The organism is Rummeliibacillus sp. G93, from assembly GCF_023515935.1.
Lineage (GTDB): Bacteria > Bacillota > Bacilli > Bacillales_A > Planococcaceae > Rummeliibacillus > Rummeliibacillus stabekisii.
The window spans coordinates 302,761-320,165 of the sequence record NZ_CP097314.1; the positions used below are offsets into that span (position 1 = coordinate 302,761).

At 40.7% G+C, this 17,405-nt stretch carries 13 protein-coding genes; 12 read left to right on the forward strand and 1 reads right to left on the reverse strand.

Annotated features, from left to right (window positions below):
- Window positions 1–2: 2 nt before the first annotated feature.
- The 11 genes from M2M59_RS01585 (at window position 3) to M2M59_RS01635 (ending at window position 15,590) form a co-directional block, all read left to right on the forward strand.
- Window positions 3–491: an ECF transporter S component gene (locus M2M59_RS01585; RefSeq protein WP_249775261.1), complete on the forward strand. Its 489-nt coding sequence runs from the start codon at window positions 3–5 to the stop codon at window positions 489–491.
- The gene (locus tag M2M59_RS01590; protein WP_249775262.1) at window positions 488–1,174 is read left to right on the forward strand and encodes a hypothetical protein; all 687 of its coding nucleotides are present in this window, start codon (window positions 488–490) and stop codon (window positions 1,172–1,174) included. The genes M2M59_RS01585 and M2M59_RS01590 overlap by 4 nt, the downstream gene beginning before the upstream one ends.
- A 290-nt stretch (window positions 1,175–1,464) precedes the next feature.
- Window positions 1,465–3,612: a (Fe-S)-binding protein gene (locus M2M59_RS01595; RefSeq protein WP_249775263.1), complete on the forward strand. Its 2,148-nt coding sequence runs from the start codon at window positions 1,465–1,467 to the stop codon at window positions 3,610–3,612.
- 188 nt (window positions 3,613–3,800) lie between these two features.
- Entirely contained in the window at window positions 3,801–5,006 is a 1,206-nt protein-coding gene (locus tag M2M59_RS01600) for an acetyl-CoA C-acetyltransferase (RefSeq protein ID WP_147195453.1), read from the forward strand.
- Between the two features lies 1 nt (window position 5,007).
- Window positions 5,008–5,859 carry a 3-hydroxybutyryl-CoA dehydrogenase gene (locus M2M59_RS01605; protein WP_066791710.1) on the forward strand — a complete coding sequence of 284 codons (852 nt, stop codon included), beginning with the start codon at window positions 5,008–5,010 and terminating at the stop codon, window positions 5,857–5,859.
- Window positions 5,860–6,348: 489 nt separating this feature from the next.
- On the forward strand, window positions 6,349–7,482 hold the full coding sequence (locus tag M2M59_RS01610; protein WP_147195449.1) for an acyl-CoA dehydrogenase: 1,134 nt from the start codon (window positions 6,349–6,351) through the stop codon (window positions 7,480–7,482).
- Between the two features lie 59 nt (window positions 7,483–7,541).
- Window positions 7,542–8,678, forward strand: coding sequence for an acyl-CoA dehydrogenase (locus tag M2M59_RS01615; RefSeq protein WP_066791712.1), 1,137 nt, complete (start codon window positions 7,542–7,544; stop codon window positions 8,676–8,678).
- 3 nt (window positions 8,679–8,681) lie between these two features.
- Window positions 8,682–9,308 carry a TetR/AcrR family transcriptional regulator gene (locus tag M2M59_RS01620; protein WP_249775264.1) on the forward strand — a complete coding sequence of 209 codons (627 nt, stop codon included), beginning with the start codon at window positions 8,682–8,684 and terminating at the stop codon, window positions 9,306–9,308.
- A gap of 117 nt (window positions 9,309–9,425) precedes the next feature.
- On the forward strand, window positions 9,426–12,674 hold the full coding sequence (icmF, locus tag M2M59_RS01625) for a fused isobutyryl-CoA mutase/GTPase IcmF (RefSeq protein WP_147195442.1): 3,249 nt from the start codon (window positions 9,426–9,428) through the stop codon (window positions 12,672–12,674).
- Between the two features lie 561 nt (window positions 12,675–13,235).
- Window positions 13,236–13,835 carry a DNA-directed RNA polymerase subunit delta gene (gene rpoE, locus M2M59_RS01630; protein WP_244946665.1) on the forward strand — a complete coding sequence of 200 codons (600 nt, stop codon included), beginning with the start codon at window positions 13,236–13,238 and terminating at the stop codon, window positions 13,833–13,835.
- 162 nt (window positions 13,836–13,997) lie between these two features.
- Complete coding sequence (locus tag M2M59_RS01635) at window positions 13,998–15,590, forward strand: CTP synthase (RefSeq protein ID WP_249775265.1); 1,593 nt, start codon at window positions 13,998–14,000, stop codon at window positions 15,588–15,590.
- Window positions 15,591–15,687: 97 nt separating this feature from the next.
- Here M2M59_RS01635 and M2M59_RS01640 read toward each other — a convergent pair whose 3' ends face one another.
- Window positions 15,688–16,206 carry a DUF2529 family protein gene (locus tag M2M59_RS01640; protein WP_249775266.1) on the reverse strand — a complete coding sequence of 173 codons (519 nt, stop codon included), beginning with the start codon at window positions 16,204–16,206 and terminating at the stop codon, window positions 15,688–15,690.
- A gap of 797 nt (window positions 16,207–17,003) precedes the next feature.
- Between M2M59_RS01640 and M2M59_RS01645 the strand changes: the two genes are divergently transcribed.
- Window positions 17,004–17,360, forward strand: a complete 357-nt coding sequence (locus M2M59_RS01645; protein WP_147195437.1) for a response regulator — start codon at window positions 17,004–17,006, stop codon at window positions 17,358–17,360.
- The last annotated feature ends 45 nt before the right edge of the window (window positions 17,361–17,405 follow it).

Sequence of the window (17,405 nt, forward strand, 5' to 3'; positions counted from 1 at the left end):
GCATGAAATTTCGTAGACTTACATTTACAGCGATGATTGCTGCTTTAAGTGCAATTGGCGCAATGATTAAAATACCTGTTGGCATCGGTTCGGCAGCGCTTGATTCAGCCCCTGCATTTTTGGGTGCTGCATTATTGCCTGCCCCGATTGCAGGCGTGGCTGCGGCGATTGGACATATGGTCTCTGCAGAGCTGAGTGGATTTCCTATGACGCTTCCATTCCACGCGCTGATCGCCATCGAAATGTTTGCAGTAGTCTATGGTTTTGCTATGCTTCATCAACGAAATCATCATCTGCTAAAATGGCTGTTCGCTGTCATCGCAAACGGTATTTTAGCGCCGTTGCCGTTTTACTTTCTCATTTCACCGCAAACATACTATGCTATTACACCCGGCATATTCATAGCTACCGTTATAAATGCCGTTATTGCGGGATTATGCTTACCGGCTATAACAAAAGTAACCGGAAAAGTGGGAGACACGTGTCGATGAGAAATGCTATACAACTACCAAATGGACTCATTGTTACAACGGATAATGCAGGAGCGATTGGGCAAAAAGAAAAAGATACAGTACATGTGCCAGATGAAATGGTCAGTTATTTTTCGGCTCGCGTGACTCTTTTAGAGCAATGGGCTGCCGGCGCTGAACCACATTCCATTCTTATGCATAACTTTAGCGGCGACGAAGTATGGATGCGCTATCTAAAAGGGATTCATCAAGTATTCGATGAGATAGAATGTTCTTCTCCACCCATAAGCGGAAGTACTGAGTCTAACATTGAAACGCTACAATCAGGCATAGCGATTACCATGTTAGGAGAACAAATCTATCAATCAAAAGCTCCAGAAACGCTCAAATGGTTTACATACGGCAAACCGCTTGTAGGAGAAAACCTACTGGCTGAAAAAGAAAAGGTTGCTTCGTTGAAATCTATTTACAAAGCTAGGCAAGGGAATATAATTGCATCTGTATGGCCGGTGGGCTCGAAAGGAATAGCAGGAGAAATCAAACGCATTTTTAGTTCCAAACCTTTTACTTGCGCATGGGAACCTCACGCTTCAGCAGGTCCATCAACTGTTGTTCTAATTGGATTAGAGGATGAAAAAGTAATTGCTGCCCAATCGCTGTTTGGTAAAATGCTCTTGCCGATTAGGTGGCGAGACAGCCTATAAGAATACGCCGAGAAATCATTCTTTAGATTTCTCGGCGTTTTTTTAGAGAAAAATTGATTGGGCGAGAGAAAATAAATATGATAGAATACTTAGACAAGTTGAAATATAACTTTCGCTTTCTAGAAAAAAGTTTACGGAAGGAGAAAATCATTTTCACAGAAATTCTAAGAGAATCCTAGAAATGTGATTGACTGAATGCTCATTCATATTTTACAATAGACAAAACAGAGTATTTTCAGAATTCTCTTGAGATAAAACAAAGGGGAGTAACAACATAAGGGGGGAATAACATGAATCCATTGTTGATTGTCAATTGGATCTTGTTTTTAGGGGTAGTCGCTTATGCTTTAGGTTTGTTTACGTATTTAGTAAAAACGCGTTATCAGTTCATTAAAATGGGGAAGAAAACCGAATTTGATAACAATGTTAAAGCACGGTTAGAAAAAATTTGGGTGTATGTTTTTGGCCAAAAGAAACTAATGAAAGACAAGAAGAGCGGTGCCATTCATGTCATGTTCTTCTATGGCTTCCTACTAGTTCAGTTTGGCGCTATTGATTTTATATGGAAAGGGTTAAAGCCGGGTTCCCATCTACCATTTGGGCCGCTATACCCATACTTTACATTTTTCCAAGAAATCGTCACCTTAGTGATTTTGGTGGCTGTTGTCTGGGCGTTCTACCGTCGTTATGTGGAAAAGCTAGTACGTTTGAAACGAGGATTTAAGTCAGGCCTTGTATTGCTATTTATCGGTGGCTTAATGGTATCCGTTCTTGTGGGAAATGGTATGGGCATGATTTGGCACGGAGAATCTGCAACATGGTCTGAGCCAGTCGCATCGTTGATTGCTACAGCATTTGCATTCTTGCCAACAACGGCAGCTATTGCTGTGTTCTTCGTTATGTGGTGGGTCCACCTATTATTCTTGCTGACTTTCTTAGTCTATGTGCCGCAATCCAAACACGCGCACTTAATCGCGGGACCAGCCAATGTATATTTCAATCCTTTGACACCGCCAGGGAAATTAACTCCGATTGATTTTAATGCGCTTGAAGATGAAGAGGGTGAATCAGAAGATGAGATGCCTTCATTTGGCGTAGGGAAAATAGAAGATTTTACACAGCTCCAATTAATTGATTTATACGCATGTGTTGAGTGCGGGCGCTGTACAAATATGTGTCCAGCAACAGGGACAGGCAAGATGCTATCACCGATGGATTTGATGACAAAGTTACGTGACCATCTTACATTTACAGGCGCTGTACAAACACATCAACAACCTTGGGTACCAAAGATGTTCTTTGGCCATACAAAAGGTAATCAACTAGCAATGGCTGCAGGAGCAGAAGGCGCTGTAATAGAAGATGTATACAGCCCGTCGTTGATTGGTGATGTCATTACGGAAGAGGAAATTTGGGCATGTACTACCTGCCGAAACTGTGAAGACCAATGTCCTGTTATGAATGAGCATGTTGAAAAGATTATTGACTTGCGACGTTATTTAACTATGACAGAAGGTCGCGTAAACCCGGATGCACAACGCGCGATGACGAACATCGAACGCCAAGGCAATCCGTGGGGTATCAACCGTAAAGAGAAGGAAAATTGGAGAGATGCTCGTCCAGATCTTCACATTCCTACAGTAAAAGAAGCAACAAAAGCTGGAGAAGAATTCGAATTCTTATTCTGGGTAGGCTCAATGGGGTCATTCGATAACCGCTCACAAAAAATTGCGTTGTCCTTCGCGCATTTGATGAACGAAGCAGGTGTGAAATTCGCTATCTTGGGCAACAAAGAAAAGAATTCAGGCGATACGCCGCGCCGCTTAGGAAATGAATTTTTATTCCAAGAGCTGGCTGAAGCAAATATCAAAGAATTTGAAAAAGCGGGCATCACAAAAATCGTCACAATCGATCCGCATGCATACAATATTTTTAAGAATGAATATAGTGATTTTGGTTGGAATGGTGAAGTTCTCCACCATACAGAAATGTTATATGAGCTGGTGATGAGTGGAAAAATTAAACCGCAACACGCAGTGAATGAAACCATTACATTCCATGATTCCTGCTACCTTGGCAGATACAATGATGTGTATGATGCGCCGCGTGAAATTTTAAAATCAATCCCTGGTGTGAAGCTAGTGGAAATGGAACGAAACCGCGATACAGCCATGTGCTGTGGAGCTGGTGGCGGACTTATGTGGATGGAAGAGCATGTTGGTAACCGAATCAATGTGGCGCGTACTGAACAAGCGCTAGCAGTTAATCCAACTATCATCTCGTCTGGTTGTCCATATTGCTTAACGATGCTATCAGATGGAACAAAAGCGAAAGAAGTAGAAGAAACGGTTGGCACATATGATATTGCTGAGCTACTTGAAAAATCAGTGTGCGGCGAAATACAAACAGTGCCGGAGCCTTTAGAAGAAACCGTTTAAAACGAGAAAAAATTAAAGTATTGCATAAATTTTGAAAGTTTTATAAACTTAACTCAAGTAAAAAAGAGAGAGCTAGAGCCCTCTCTTTTTTTCTAAAAGTTAATTGAGCGAGCGTTCAATCAAAATGTAAATACTCATCATTTCAATTTTTATGTAAGCGTAACCAATGACAAAAAGGGGTGTCAAACTTGCAAAAAACAGTGATTATTGACGGAGCACGTACAGCGTTTGGGAAATTCGGGGGAAGTTTAAGTTCTTTGGCAGCAAGCGATCTAGGGGGAGCTGCTATTAAAGAAGCATTAAAACGTTCAAATGTAGATGCAGAACAAGTAGATGAAGTCATTATGGGAACAGTGTTGCAAGCAGGGCAAGGCCAAATACCTTCGCGCCAAGCTGCTACTAAAGCAGGTATACCTTACACTGTAAAAACTGAAACAATCAATAAAGTATGCGCATCTGGTATGCGCAGTGTAACGCTTGCAGATCAATTAATACGGCTTGGAGAAGAAAATGTGATCGTAGCAGGTGGAATGGAGTCGATGTCTCAAGCGCCGTATTATTTGCCAAAAGCACGATTCGGCTACCGTATGGGAGACGGAGCTATTGTGGACGGCATGGTCTATGACGGCCTTTCATGTGCATTCTCACCAAATCATGTACATATGGGTACGTATGGCGACGAGACAGCGGAAAAATTTGGACTTACAAGAGAAGCACAAGATAATTGGTCACTGCGTAGCCACCAAAATGCTATTGCGGCGATTGAAGGCGGTAAACTAGGCGAAGAAATCGTTGCTGTTAGTATTCCACAACGAAAAGGTGAGCCGGTCGTAGTAGATCAAGATGAAGCGCCAAGAAAAGATACATCCATCGAGGTGCTTGGCAAATTGAGACCTGCTTTCACTAAAGATGGTGGAACGGTTACTGCAGGTAATGCCCCTGGCATTAACGACGGTGCATGTGCAGTAGTGGTAACGAGTGAGCAGTATGCAGAGGAAAATGGCTTAAAACCATTAGCAACTATTCTAGGGCACGCAGAGGTTGGAGTAGAACCAAACGATTTCCCGCAAACACCAGGATTAGTTATTAACAAGCTACTTGAAAAGACAGGTAAATCATTAGAAGAAATTGACCTTTTTGAAATCAATGAAGCATTTGCAGCAGTTGCGCTTGCCAGCAATAAAATTGCTAATTTGGATGAAGAAAAAGTAAATGTTAACGGCGGCGCTGTAGCATTAGGCCACCCAATCGGTGCATCAGGAACGCGCGTTATTTTAACTCTTGCATATGAATTACGTCGCCGCGGGGGTGGTATTGGTATCGCAGCTATCTGCTCGGGCGGTGGCCAAGGAGACGCGATTATGATCGAAGTACCGACAACGGAGGGATACTAAGATGGCGATACAAAAAGTAATGGTCATTGGCGCAGGCCAAATGGGATCAGGCATTGCCCAAGTGTGTGCTCAAGCAGGTTTAGAAGTACTGCTAAATGACATTAGCGAAGAGTCGTATGAAAGAGGTATTGGCACAATTACGCGAAACCTGTCACGCAATGTAGAAAAAGGACGTATGGCAGAAGATGAAAAAGCGGCTGTCTTGCAACGGTTTACTAAATCATTGTCACTTCAGGATGCAAAAGATGTTGATTTGGTGATTGAAGCAGCTGTTGAAAACATGGATATCAAGCAATCTATTTTTAAACAACTAGATGTAATAGCACCAGAACATGCCATTCTTGCTTCTAACACATCTTCATTGCCTATTACTGAAATAGCAGCAGTGACAAATAGACCAGCACAAGTAATCGGCATGCACTTTATGAATCCGGTGCCTGTCATGAAGCTAGTCGAAATTATTCGTGGGCTTGCTACTTCTGATGAAGTATACAATTCGATTGAAGAGTTAACGAAAAAACTTCAAAAAGTACCTGTAGAAGTGAATGATTTCCCAGGATTCGTGGCAAATCGTGTCCTTATGCCAATGATCAATGAAGCCATCTTTACACTTTATGAAGGGGTTGCAACAAAAGAAGCAATCGATGAAGTGATGAAGCTTGGTATGAACCATCCAATGGGACCACTCACACTAGCTGATTTTATCGGGCTAGATACATGCCTATATATCATGGAAACACTATACGAAGGATTCGGTGACAGCAAATACCGTCCATGCCCACTGCTTAGAAAATACGTCAAAGCAGGCTGGCTTGGCAAGAAATCTGGAAGAGGGTTCTACGAATATAGTTAGTAGTAAATTGCAATTACATGAAAGTTTAAAAGAATACAAAGGGAATTCAAGAGCAGAATCTTGTTAGTAATCATGAGAGCACTAAAAGTATAGTTGCAGAGAATTGATAGCAAATATTTGATGTTAAAACTTTGTAGAAGTGCGGGCAGCGGAAACTCCTTAGGAGTTAGCGAGTCAGGTAAGACCCCACAGGAAGCGGAGCTGACGAGTAGGCTTACCACTCGCCCTAGGAACGCGCAGCTGCCCGCACTTCGCCCTCATCTCAACTATTTTGATTTGTGAAACTATATGGAAGTGGAATTATCGGAGACTCCTTGGGGATTAGCGGGACAGATAAGACTCCGCAGTAAGTGATGCGAGCCAGGAGGCTTATCGCCCGCCCTCAGGAAAGCGGAGTTAATTCCACTTTGATTCAAATCAGAGTAGTAGAAAAATAGATATCTGTTTTTGAATGCATTTTAAATAAATGATGTAAAAGGGAGAGACATCATGAATCTACAATTCACGGAAGAACAAATGATGATGCAAAAGATGGTTCGTGATTTTGCAAGAGAAGTAATTGCACCTCAAGTCGATCAACTGGAAAAAGGGGAATTTCCACGCGATATCCTAGCGCAAATGGGAGAGCTAGGGCTTATGGGCATTACTGCGCCTGCAGCATATGGCGGATCAGAAATGGATTTTACATCCTATATCATTGCCATTCATGAATTATCTAAAGTAAGTGCAGTCATCGGGGTGATTTTGTCTGTGCATACATCGGTCGGAACAAATCCGATACTCTACTTTGGCACAGAAGAACAAAAGAAACGCTATGTGCCAAAATTGGCTAGCGGGGAGTATCTGGGTGCATTTTGCTTAACAGAGCCATCAGCAGGTTCAGACGCAGGATCTCTTAAAACAAAAGCAGTAAAGCATGGAGATTACTACGAATTGAACGGCTCAAAGGTCTTTATTACAAATGGCGGTGAAGCGGATGTGTATATCGTGTTCGCCTCGACAGATCCAACACAGGGAACAAAGGGTATATCAGCATTTATCGTCGATAAAGACACGCCAGGCCTTGTTATAGGAAAAAATGAAAAGAAAATGGGCCTTCATGGTTCTAAGACAGTTCAGCTAACATTTGAGCAAATGCAAGTTCCAGCAGAAAATTTGCTGGGTGAAGAAGGCGAAGGGTTCAAAATCGCTATGGCTAACTTAGATGTCGGAAGAATTGGTATCGCGGCACAGAGCTTAGGGATTGCTGAAGCGGCACTGGATGAATCTGTTCGCTATGCAAATGAGCGTGTACAATTTGGCAAGCCGATTGCAGCCAATCAAGGCGTTTCGTTTAAATTGGCGGATATGGGTACCGCTGTAGAAGCAGCGAGATTGTTAGTATATCGAGCAGCCCATTTACGTTCGCTAGGGAAGCCTTGTAGAACAGAAGCATCGATGGCTAAATTATTTGCATCAAAAACAGCTGTCGAAGTGACAACAGAAGCCATCCAAGTTTTTGGTGGTTATGGCTATACGGAAGATTATCCTGTTGAACGGTATTTCCGCGATGCGAAAGTGACTGAGATTTATGAAGGCACTAGTGAAATTCAACGAATGGTTATCTCACGGAGTTTGGAATAGGTCGTTAGGTTTCACGGTGAAAAGATAGAAAGTAAAAATCAAACAAAGGGGATTTGACAATGAACTTTACACTATCAGAAGAACATGAAATGATACGCAAAATGGTGAGAGATTTTGCAGAAAATGAAGTAGCGCCAAGTGCTGCTGAACGCGATGAAAACGAAACATTTGACCGTGCCATTTTTGATCAAATGGCGGAACTTGGTTTGACAGGTATACCTTGGCCAGAAGAATACGGTGGTATTGGCTCTGATTATTTAGCCTATGTTATTGCTGTAGAAGAGCTTTCAAGAGTATGTGCATCAACAGGTGTAACATTATCTGCACACACATCACTTGCTGGGTGGCCTGTTTATAAATTTGGGACAGAAGAACAAAAGCAAAAATATCTTCGCCCAATGGCTGAAGGGAAGAAAATCGGTGCTTATGGCCTTACAGAACCTGGTTCGGGATCTGATGCAGGCGGCATGAAAACAACTGCAAAGTTGGATGGTGACCACTACATATTAAATGGCTCAAAGATCTTTATTACTAATGGCGGCATCGCTGATATTTACGTAGTATTCGCAGTGACAGATCCAGAAGCAAAAAATGGCACGTCAGCATTTATCGTAGAAGCTGATTATGAAGGTTTCTCTGTTGGGAAGAAAGAAAAGAAAATGGGCATTCGTTCATCACCAACAACTGAAATCATCTTTGATAACTGCCGTGTACCAAAGGAGAATATGCTTGGTGCAGAAGGTGACGGTTTCAAAATTGCAATGAAAACTTTAGATGGCGGACGAAACGGCATTGCAGCGCAAGCAGTAGGTATTGCACAAGGTGCGCTTGATGCAGCAACACTGTATGCCAAAGAACGTGTACAATTCGGTAAGCCAATCTCTGCAAACCAAGGGATATCATTTAAATTAGCGGATATGGCTACTGCAACAGAAGCTTCTCGCCTGTTAACGTACCAAGCGGCGTGGCTTGAATCCAATAACCTGCCATATGGCAAACAATCGGCGATGGCAAAATTAATGGCTGGCGATACAGCGATGAAAGTAACCACAGAAGCGGTGCAGGTATTCGGCGGATATGGCTATACGAAGGATTATCCTGTAGAGCGTTTTATGCGTGATGCAAAAATCACTCAAATCTATGAGGGAACTCAAGAAATCCAACGCCTTGTAATCTCTCGTATGCTTTTGAAATAGTGTATGGAAAATGAACAAAAAAAACGGATTCATACCTCGATTAAGGATGAAGTCTTAATTGAAAAGAGGCGCACAGAGATGATTCAGGGCGCTGTTCGCCTCTTTAAAGAAAAAGGCTTCCATCGGACTACTACGAGGGAAATCGCCAAATCAGCCGGCTTTAGTATAGGAACGCTTTATGAATATATCCGCACAAAAGAAGATATTCTTTACCTTGTTTGCGACCGTATTTATCTTGAGGTTCAGTGTCAATTGGGACCTTTCCAGCAGCGAGAAGCGAGCATTGAGGGATTGATTGAAGCGATTACGCAGTATTACATGCTTGTGGATTCAATGCAAGATGAAATGCTCGTGATGTACCAAGAGTCAAAGTCCTTGCCAAAAGATGCGCTTGATTATGTATTAGCGAAAGAAATCGAAATGGCTGGCATTTTTGAAAATTTACTGTCAGGATGCGTAGAACTCGATCAAATGAAATTTTCGCCAAAGGAAATTAAACTATTGGCACATCAAATTGTTATCCAAGGCCAGGCATGGGCATTTAGAAGATGGGTATGGCGCAAAGATTATAAAATAGAAGATTATATCAAAATGCAAACAAACATATTATTAAACGGTATGTTGAGCTAAGTGGAACGGCGCAAGGATGGAATACACAAACAGCAATGTGGGTGGATCACTAGCCTTGCCTTTTCTTTTTAATAAGGGATTGAGAGAAGTTTTGTTCAATAAGGGGGATTTATAAAAATGGTAAAAGCTGAAATCTATAGACCGAAGAATCATGTACGATTCGTCACAGCCTCTAGCCTTTTTGACGGGCATGATGCATCTATCAATATTATGAGACGCATTTTGCAATCTAGCGGTGTGGAAGTCATTCATCTTGGGCATAATCGCTCTGTTGAAGAGGTAGTAAACGCAGCTATTCAAGAGGATGCACAAGGGATCGCTATTTCCTCTTATCAAGGCGGCCATATGGAATACTTTAAATATATGTATGATCTGTTGAATGAAAAGAAAGCCCCGCATATCGGCATTTTTGGCGGTGGGGGTGGCGTTATCCTACCGAAAGAAATCAAAGAACTGCATGAATATGGCGTGAAAGGTCTATTTTCACCCGAAGACGGTATGAATTTGGGTCTGCAAGGCATGATTAATCAAATGATTGAAAGAAGTGATTTTTCTACAGTCAAAGAAGGTCTTCTTGATCAATTAGACGTACTTTCAACTGAGAAGCCTGAGTTGCTGGCACAGCTGATTACAGCAGCAGAAGAAGGGGATAATGAAGAAACAGCTACGCTTTTGGAACGTGCAAGAAAGCTATCTAAACATACGCCGGTTCTTGGGATAACAGGTACAGGTGGTGCAGGGAAAAGTTCATTGACGGATGAGTTGATCCGCAGGTTCTTACATGAATTTCCTGATAAAAAGATCGCTATCGTTTCAATTGACCCAACGAAGCAAAAAACAGGTGGTGCTTTGCTTGGAGACCGTATTCGCATGAATGCTATTTTTAATAATCGGGTTTACATGCGAAGCCTAGCAACACGAGATTCCCATACGGAGTTATCTTCAGCTTTAGGAGATGTACTGGATATTGTCAAAGTCGCTGGCTTCGACCTCATCATTGTAGAAACAAGTGGTATTGGACAAGGGGATGCAGCGATTACAGAAGTGTCCGACTTATCTATGTATGTGATGACAAGTGAGTTTGGTGCTCCTACACAGCTAGAAAAAATCGATATGATTGATTTCGCCGATTTAATCGTCATCAATAAATTTGAAAGAAAAGGGTCTGAAGATGCGCTTCGCCAAGTTCAAAAGCAATATCAGCGCAGCCATGAATTGTGGGATGAAAATCTTGATCATATGCCTGTCTATGGAACGATTGCGAGCCAATTTAATGACAAGGGAACCAACTCATTATTTGCAGCATTAATTCGAACCATTAACGAAAAATGTGGCTATGATTGGCAAACATCTTATGAGCAATTTGTTAAAACGCAAAAACAAAATGTCATCATTCCAAATGACCGCCGCTACTATTTGCGTGAAATCTCCGATACGGTGAGAAGCTATCATAAAAAGGCAGCACAGCAAGCAGATCTAGCGAGAAAACTATATCAATTAGAAGGCACGCTAAAGCTTGTCCAAGAAAAGCATGGCGAAGAAGCACTTGTTGAGTCTCTGAATCAACTAATGGAAGGTGTCAAAGATCAGCTTACTGCAGAATCTAAGCAAATACTGAAAAATTGGCATACGCTGAAAGAAAGCTATAGCGGCGATGAATTAGTAACGAAAGTGCGCGACAAAGAAATCCGTACATTGCTGACGACTACGAGTTTGTCAGGTCTCAAGATTCCTAAAGTTGCATTGCCGAAGTTCGAAGATTATGGCGAGATTTTGCGCTTTGTTTATGCTGAAAATGTGCCGGGTGCATTCCCGTATACTGCGGGTGTTTTTCCGTTTAAACGCGAAGGAGAAGATCCAAAACGTCAGTTTGCTGGTGAGGGAACACCGGAACGAACAAATCGCCGCTTCCATTATCTATCGAAAGATGACGATGCAAAACGCTTATCTACCGCATTTGATTCCGTGACATTGTACGGAGAAGATCCAGATGAACGGCCGGATATCTACGGTAAAGTAGGGGAATCAGGTGTCAGCATTTGTACGCTAGATGATATGAAAAAGCTATATGACGGGTTCAATTTATGTGCGCCTTCAACCTCTGTGTCAATGACAATCAACGGTCCTGCGCCTATTATATTAGCCATGTTTATGAATACTGCGATTGACCAACAAGTACGTTTGAGAGAGAGCGAGCTTGGCCGGACACTGACTGTGGAAGAGTTTGCGGAAACAAGAGCCAATACGTTGAATGTCGTTCGCGGTACTGTACAGGCTGACATTTTAAAAGAAGACCAAGGTCAAAATACGTGCATCTTCTCAACAGAATTTGCACTTCGGATGATGGGGGATATCCAGCAGTATTTCATTAATGAAAAAGTGCGGAATTATTACTCTGTTTCGATTTCTGGATACCACATTGCAGAAGCGGGCGCTAATCCAATTTCACAGCTTGCATTCACATTAGCGAATGGCTTTACCTATGTTGAATATTATTTAAGCCGTGGCATGAACATCGATGACTTTGCGCCAAACCTTTCCTTCTTCTTCTCAAATGGCCTTGATCCTGAGTATAGTGTAATAGGTCGGGTAGCGAGAAGAATTTGGGCTGTTACGATGCGCGATTTATATGGTGCTAATGAACGTAGTCAAAAATTAAAATACCATATCCAAACATCGGGAAGAAGTCTTCATGCACAAGAAATAGACTTTAACGATATCCGGACTACCTTGCAAGCGTTGATGGCACTGCATGACAATTGCAATTCATTGCATACAAATGCATATGATGAAGCCATCACAACGCCAACTGAAGAGTCGGTGAGACGCGCAATGGCCATTCAAATGATCATCACAAAAGAACATGGTCTCACTAAGAATGAAAATCCTCTGCAAGGAGCATTTATTATCGAAGAATTGACACAGCTAGTGGAAGAGGCAGTGCTTGAGGAATTCGACAGAATGAATGACCGCGGGGGTGTGTTAGGAGCAATGGAGACTCAATACCAACGTGGTAAGATCCAAGAAGAGTCTATGCATTATGAATCGCTGAAACACTCAGGGCAACTGCCGATTATTGGTGTTAATACGTATTTAAATCCAAATCCTCCTTCACAGGAGTCCATTAACTCGATGGAAATCGCACGAGCTTCTAAAGAGGAAAAAGAGACACAAATTGAGAATTTGCGAGTCTTTAAGGAACTCCACAAGGATGAAGTGGATGCTGCACTTAGCAAGCTGAAAGAAACAGCAAAAAATGGCGGCAATATTTTTGGTGAATTAATGGAAACAGTTAAGGTTGCGAGTCTTGGCCAAATTACAAATGCTCTATATGAAGTTGGCGGCCAATATAGAAGAAATATGTAGCTGAAACATTCCTTTCATTATTCTCACTTGAATTCTTGCTCTTTAGGCTTTACGAATCATAAAATCAGGAGTATGCTTTATTCAAACAACGTTTATTTGTTCATATGAGGAAGTGTCTAATCCTACGATTAGGCCTTCTTCTTTTTGACTTATATTGGATGGGACTATTGTTGAAGGAGTGAGAATGCAGTGAAAATCGCGATTCATTTCATAGTAATACTATTGTGCTTGATTTTGACTTATTTTACCTATGATAAGCAACTTGGCGCAGTCTCATTCCTGCTCTTAGCGATCTACCTTTTTGCATATGGCTATTACCGCTTACGCTTAGAAAAGAAGAAGAATTGATTCGTGCAACAATGAATATAAGATAATATAAGGATTCGTTGTGCCGTGAAAGAAGCACAAGTTGACTCAAAGTTATTGATAGTTATGGCTGCCCATACAAATCAGTCAGGTATTGGTTGTGGATTAAGTATCTGGCATAGTACAATACTGTTGAACTCTTGAACGATCCAAATTTGGTTCCTTAGGCGTGACAGCAGTAATAAGAAGTTCAAAATGGATATGATGTTTAGGACAAGAAAGGACGTGCATGATTTGAACCTTCGTGAATTAAATGAAGAACAATTAACAGAAGAATCATTAATTAATTTAGCATATGCAATTTTGGAGGAAAAGCACCAACCACTTTCATTTACTGAAATAATGCAAGCGATTGTAGACCTAGGTGCACGCTCAGAGGCAGAAATGAAAGCTGCTTCTGCTCAATTTTATACAGATATGAATATCGATGGCCGTTTTATTGCTTTGGGCGAAAATCGCTGGGGTGTTCGTGAATGGTATGCAATTGATCAAGTAGAAGAAGAAACAGCTCCAACTGTAAGAGTACGCAAGAAAAAAGCAAAAGTCGTTGAAGAAGATGATTTAGATGACGACGCAGAAGAAATTGAGTTTGAAGAAGACTTTGATGAATTCCTAGATGAAGATGAAGCTGAAGAAGAAGCGGTAGAGGAAGAAACATTTGATGCTGGTGATCTCGAAGATATCGATGAAGAAGAGTTAGAAGAAGATATCGATATGGATGACGAAGAGTTTGAACTAGATGAAGATGAAGATGACGATGAAGAAGATGAATTGGAAGAAAAAGAAAGAGACTAACTTCTTGACTTCTTTTGAGTTATCATTTAACCTTTTACTTGGGCTCCTTAAAAAAGGAGATTGACCGTGAAACTTCACGCTCCCCCTGCAAATTATTTGCGGGAGGAGCGTTTTTTGTTTTTTTAAAAACCTATCTTCAGCACTAACTAGGAGGAATTTTCATTGACCAAATATATTTTTGTAACTGGTGGCGTAGTTTCATCATTAGGTAAAGGGATCACAGCAGCATCACTTGGACGTTTGTTAAAAAACCGTGGAATGAATGTAACAATTCAAAAATTTGATCCATACATCAATATCGATCCAGGAACTATGAGCCCATACCAACATGGTGAAGTGTTCGTTACAGATGATGGCGCAGAAACTGATTTAGACTTAGGCCACTACGAGCGTTTTATTGATATTAACTTAGGTAAACACTCAACAGTGACATCTGGTAAAGTTTACTCAACAGTATTGAAAAAAGAACGCCGCGGAGATTACAACGGTGGTACTGTACAAGTGATTCCGCATATCACAAATGAAATTAAAGACCGCATCCAACGTGCGGGCCGCGAAACAAGTGCAGACATCGTCATCACAGAGGTCGGCGGAACAGTAGGCGATATCGAGTCATTGCCATTCCTTGAAGCAATTCGCCAAATGAAAAGCAATCTTGGAAATGAAAATGTCCTTTATTTACACTGTACACTTATCCCTTATATTGGTGCAGCAGGCGAGCTAAAAACGAAACCGACTCAGCACTCAGTGAAAGAGTTACGTTCATTAGGTATTCAACCAAACATTTTGGTGGTACGTTCAGATCGCCCAGTGCCAACAGAAATGAAAGAAAAACTAGCGCTATTCTGCGATGTAAAACCGCATGAAGTTATTGAATGCGTGGATGCAGAAAGCCTTTATGATATCCCGTTAAATCTGCAAGCGCAACACATTGATGACATTGTTTTAGAACACTTTGGCATTGAAGCACCACAAGCAGATATGGCTGATTGGAAAGCTTTAGTCGATAAAGTAAAAAGCCTTAAAAAGACAACGAAAATTGCACTTGTCGGAAAATACGTTGAGTTGCAAGATGCTTATATCTCTGTAGTAGAAGCATTGAAACATGCTGGATACGCACATGATACAGATATAGAAGTGAATGCTATCAATGCAGAAGACGTAACAGAAGAAAATGTAAAAGAATTATTACATGACGCTGACGGTATTTTAGTACCAGGTGGATTTGGTGATCGTGGAGTAGAAGGTAAAATTTTAGCAATCCAATATGCACGTGAAAAAGATGTACCATTCTTGGGTATTTGTTTAGGCATGCAGCTTGCATCAGTTGAATTTGCACGCAATGTACTTGGACTTAAAGGTGCACATTCAGCTGAATTGGATGCAGAAACGAAATATCCAGTCATTGCATTACTACCTGACCAAATCGATGTAGAAGATTTAGGTGGCACACTTCGCCTTGGCCTATATCCATGTAAATTAAAAGAAGGATCTCGTGCAGGTGAAATCTATAATGATGAACTAGTATATGAACGTCATCGCCATCGTTATGAATTCAACAATGAGTTCCGTGAAGCGATGGAAGCAGAAGGACTAGTCTTCTCAGGAACTTCTCCTGACGATCGTTTAGTAGAAATTATTGAATTGCCGGAGAAAAAATTCTTTGTTGCATGTCAATTCCATCCAGAATTCATTTCACGTCCTAACCGTCCACAACCGTTATTCCGCGAGTTTGTTGGCGCTTCTGTGAAATAAATGAAACAAAAGTAAAACCAGGCTGATACATTAGCCTGGTTTTTTCTTTATTGTTTAGTTAAAATAATTTAAATATCTCCTAAGGGATGGCTTAGAATTATAGCCCATCCACCATTTCATCATAAGACATCTTGATCGCCTCATAGATAAACAAAGCTGTTAGCGTATGTGGTAAGACAATACGCTCGCCCAAATCATTCGGTAACAATCCTTTTTTAATATCCATAGAAATATACGTATAAGCTAGGTCGGCCATTTTTCCGGCATTTTCAACTTTCTCACTTGCCACAACTGCAAAGGGGATAAATGCATCGTATAAAGTTTGAGCTAACTTTAATGCATTTGGATCATGTGCGGTTCGTGCGAAGATACATACACGGTCAATATCCGAAATATTCGCTTCCGGGGTAAAAGGGCGCAATTGTTGGAAAGGCTCTGCAGCTTGCATAGCATTGACTTCTACAGCCTTTAGCTCATCAAAGCATGCAAAATAGACAAACCCTTCTCCAATTCCAGCTTGTGCAAGCAGACGGGCAGTTTCCTCGATTGCTTCTTCTTGGTCTGTAGCCACTCGCTTTAACAAGCCGCCGATTTGGGTAGATAACATTTTTAACATTCCATTCACCTCACCTTCATTATAAATGGGTATAATCCAATTGCAAAATAGAGCCCTGAAATGGTTCTCATATTGTGATATTATTTAATTTTTTTGTGTGAAAGAGAGCTTGTTAAAATAAAAACTTATCTAATAATGCAGGAAAATAAAAATAATGGGCGAATAGAGTATAATAAGGGGACAATAAAGTTTAAAATTGCAATATATACAAGTGCTAAAAAATGGAAAGATATTTTATCAATAGTTACTAATATATGAGTTCTACATTTCATTTAGCTCCTTGTTTAGCGAACTCCTAGTATTCTTATAGAGTTTGCTATTTTTGGTGTAGGAGGAATGAAACTGACGAGATTTGTATTCGGTACGCTGCTGAATGCAAATGTCTTGAATGATTTTGAATTTCCAATAAAGTGCAAAAAAGTAAAAGAAACAGAAATAGTTAAAAGATTTTAATTGTAATTAATCAAAATCATCAATATATCAACCATCGAAGGAGAGGTGAATTCTGCTATAAGGACAGGCAAAAACAACAGATAGGATATAAAAACTGCACGCTAGACTAGCATGAAAACACACATATATTAAGCTGTAGTTAATTGTTAATGGTATGGGACTTATTCGCTATAGTAGGTTTTATTTCTGTATAGATTGGGATTAGCCATCGTTTGGAAAATAATGAAAAGGTGATTCTGAAAGTGCTTACAGGATAAATATACTGGCGGTTAAGAGTTTATGAAGCAGGGTATGTCTAGCATAGATAAAATATATTTGCCTGTATTTTTGTAGCAGAAAGGTATATGAAAAAAATATTAATTGTCGACGACCAGCAAGGCATCAGAATGCTTCTCAGCGAGGTTTTTAAAAATGAGGGGTTTGAAACACTTCTTGCATCTAATGGAGCAGAAGCGGTACAAATATTTGAAAATAACATGCTAGACTGCGTGTTATTAGATATGAAAATTCCAGGTATGCACGGTCTGGAAATATTAAAAAAAATAAAAGAAACTTATGCAGATTTGCCTGTGATTATGATGACAGGAGACAGCGACAAAGAAGTGATGAATGAAGCTGAAAATTGCGGAGCAGATTACTTTTTCGCAAAACCATTTAATATTTTAGAAGTAAGAGATACTGTGATAAAAATAGTTGTGTAATAAGTATTGTCGGTAGTCAATGCTTATTCTTTTTGTTATGATAAG

Coding starts and splice junctions, on each gene's coding strand:
- M2M59_RS01610 (WP_147195449.1), top strand. CDS start 6,349: ATGAATCTACAATTCACGGAAGAACAAATGATGATGCAAAAGATGGTT.
- M2M59_RS01605 (WP_066791710.1), top strand. CDS start 5,008: ATGGCGATACAAAAAGTAATGGTCATTGGCGCAGGCCAAATGGGATCA.
- rpoE (WP_244946665.1), top strand. CDS start 13,236: ATGGATATGATGTTTAGGACAAGAAAGGACGTGCATGATTTGAACCTT.
- icmF (WP_147195442.1), top strand. CDS start 9,426: ATGGTAAAAGCTGAAATCTATAGACCGAAGAATCATGTACGATTCGTC.
- M2M59_RS01620 (WP_249775264.1), top strand. CDS start 8,682: ATGGAAAATGAACAAAAAAAACGGATTCATACCTCGATTAAGGATGAA.
- M2M59_RS01590 (WP_249775262.1), top strand. CDS start 488: ATGAGAAATGCTATACAACTACCAAATGGACTCATTGTTACAACGGAT.
- M2M59_RS01645 (WP_147195437.1), top strand. CDS start 17,004: ATGAAAAAAATATTAATTGTCGACGACCAGCAAGGCATCAGAATGCTT.
- M2M59_RS01595 (WP_249775263.1), top strand. CDS start 1,465: ATGAATCCATTGTTGATTGTCAATTGGATCTTGTTTTTAGGGGTAGTC.
- M2M59_RS01585 (WP_249775261.1), top strand. CDS start 3: ATGAAATTTCGTAGACTTACATTTACAGCGATGATTGCTGCTTTAAGT.
- M2M59_RS01640 (WP_249775266.1), bottom strand. CDS start 16,206: ATGTTAAAAATGTTATCTACCCAAATCGGCGGCTTGTTAAAGCGAGTG.
- M2M59_RS01615 (WP_066791712.1), top strand. CDS start 7,542: ATGAACTTTACACTATCAGAAGAACATGAAATGATACGCAAAATGGTG.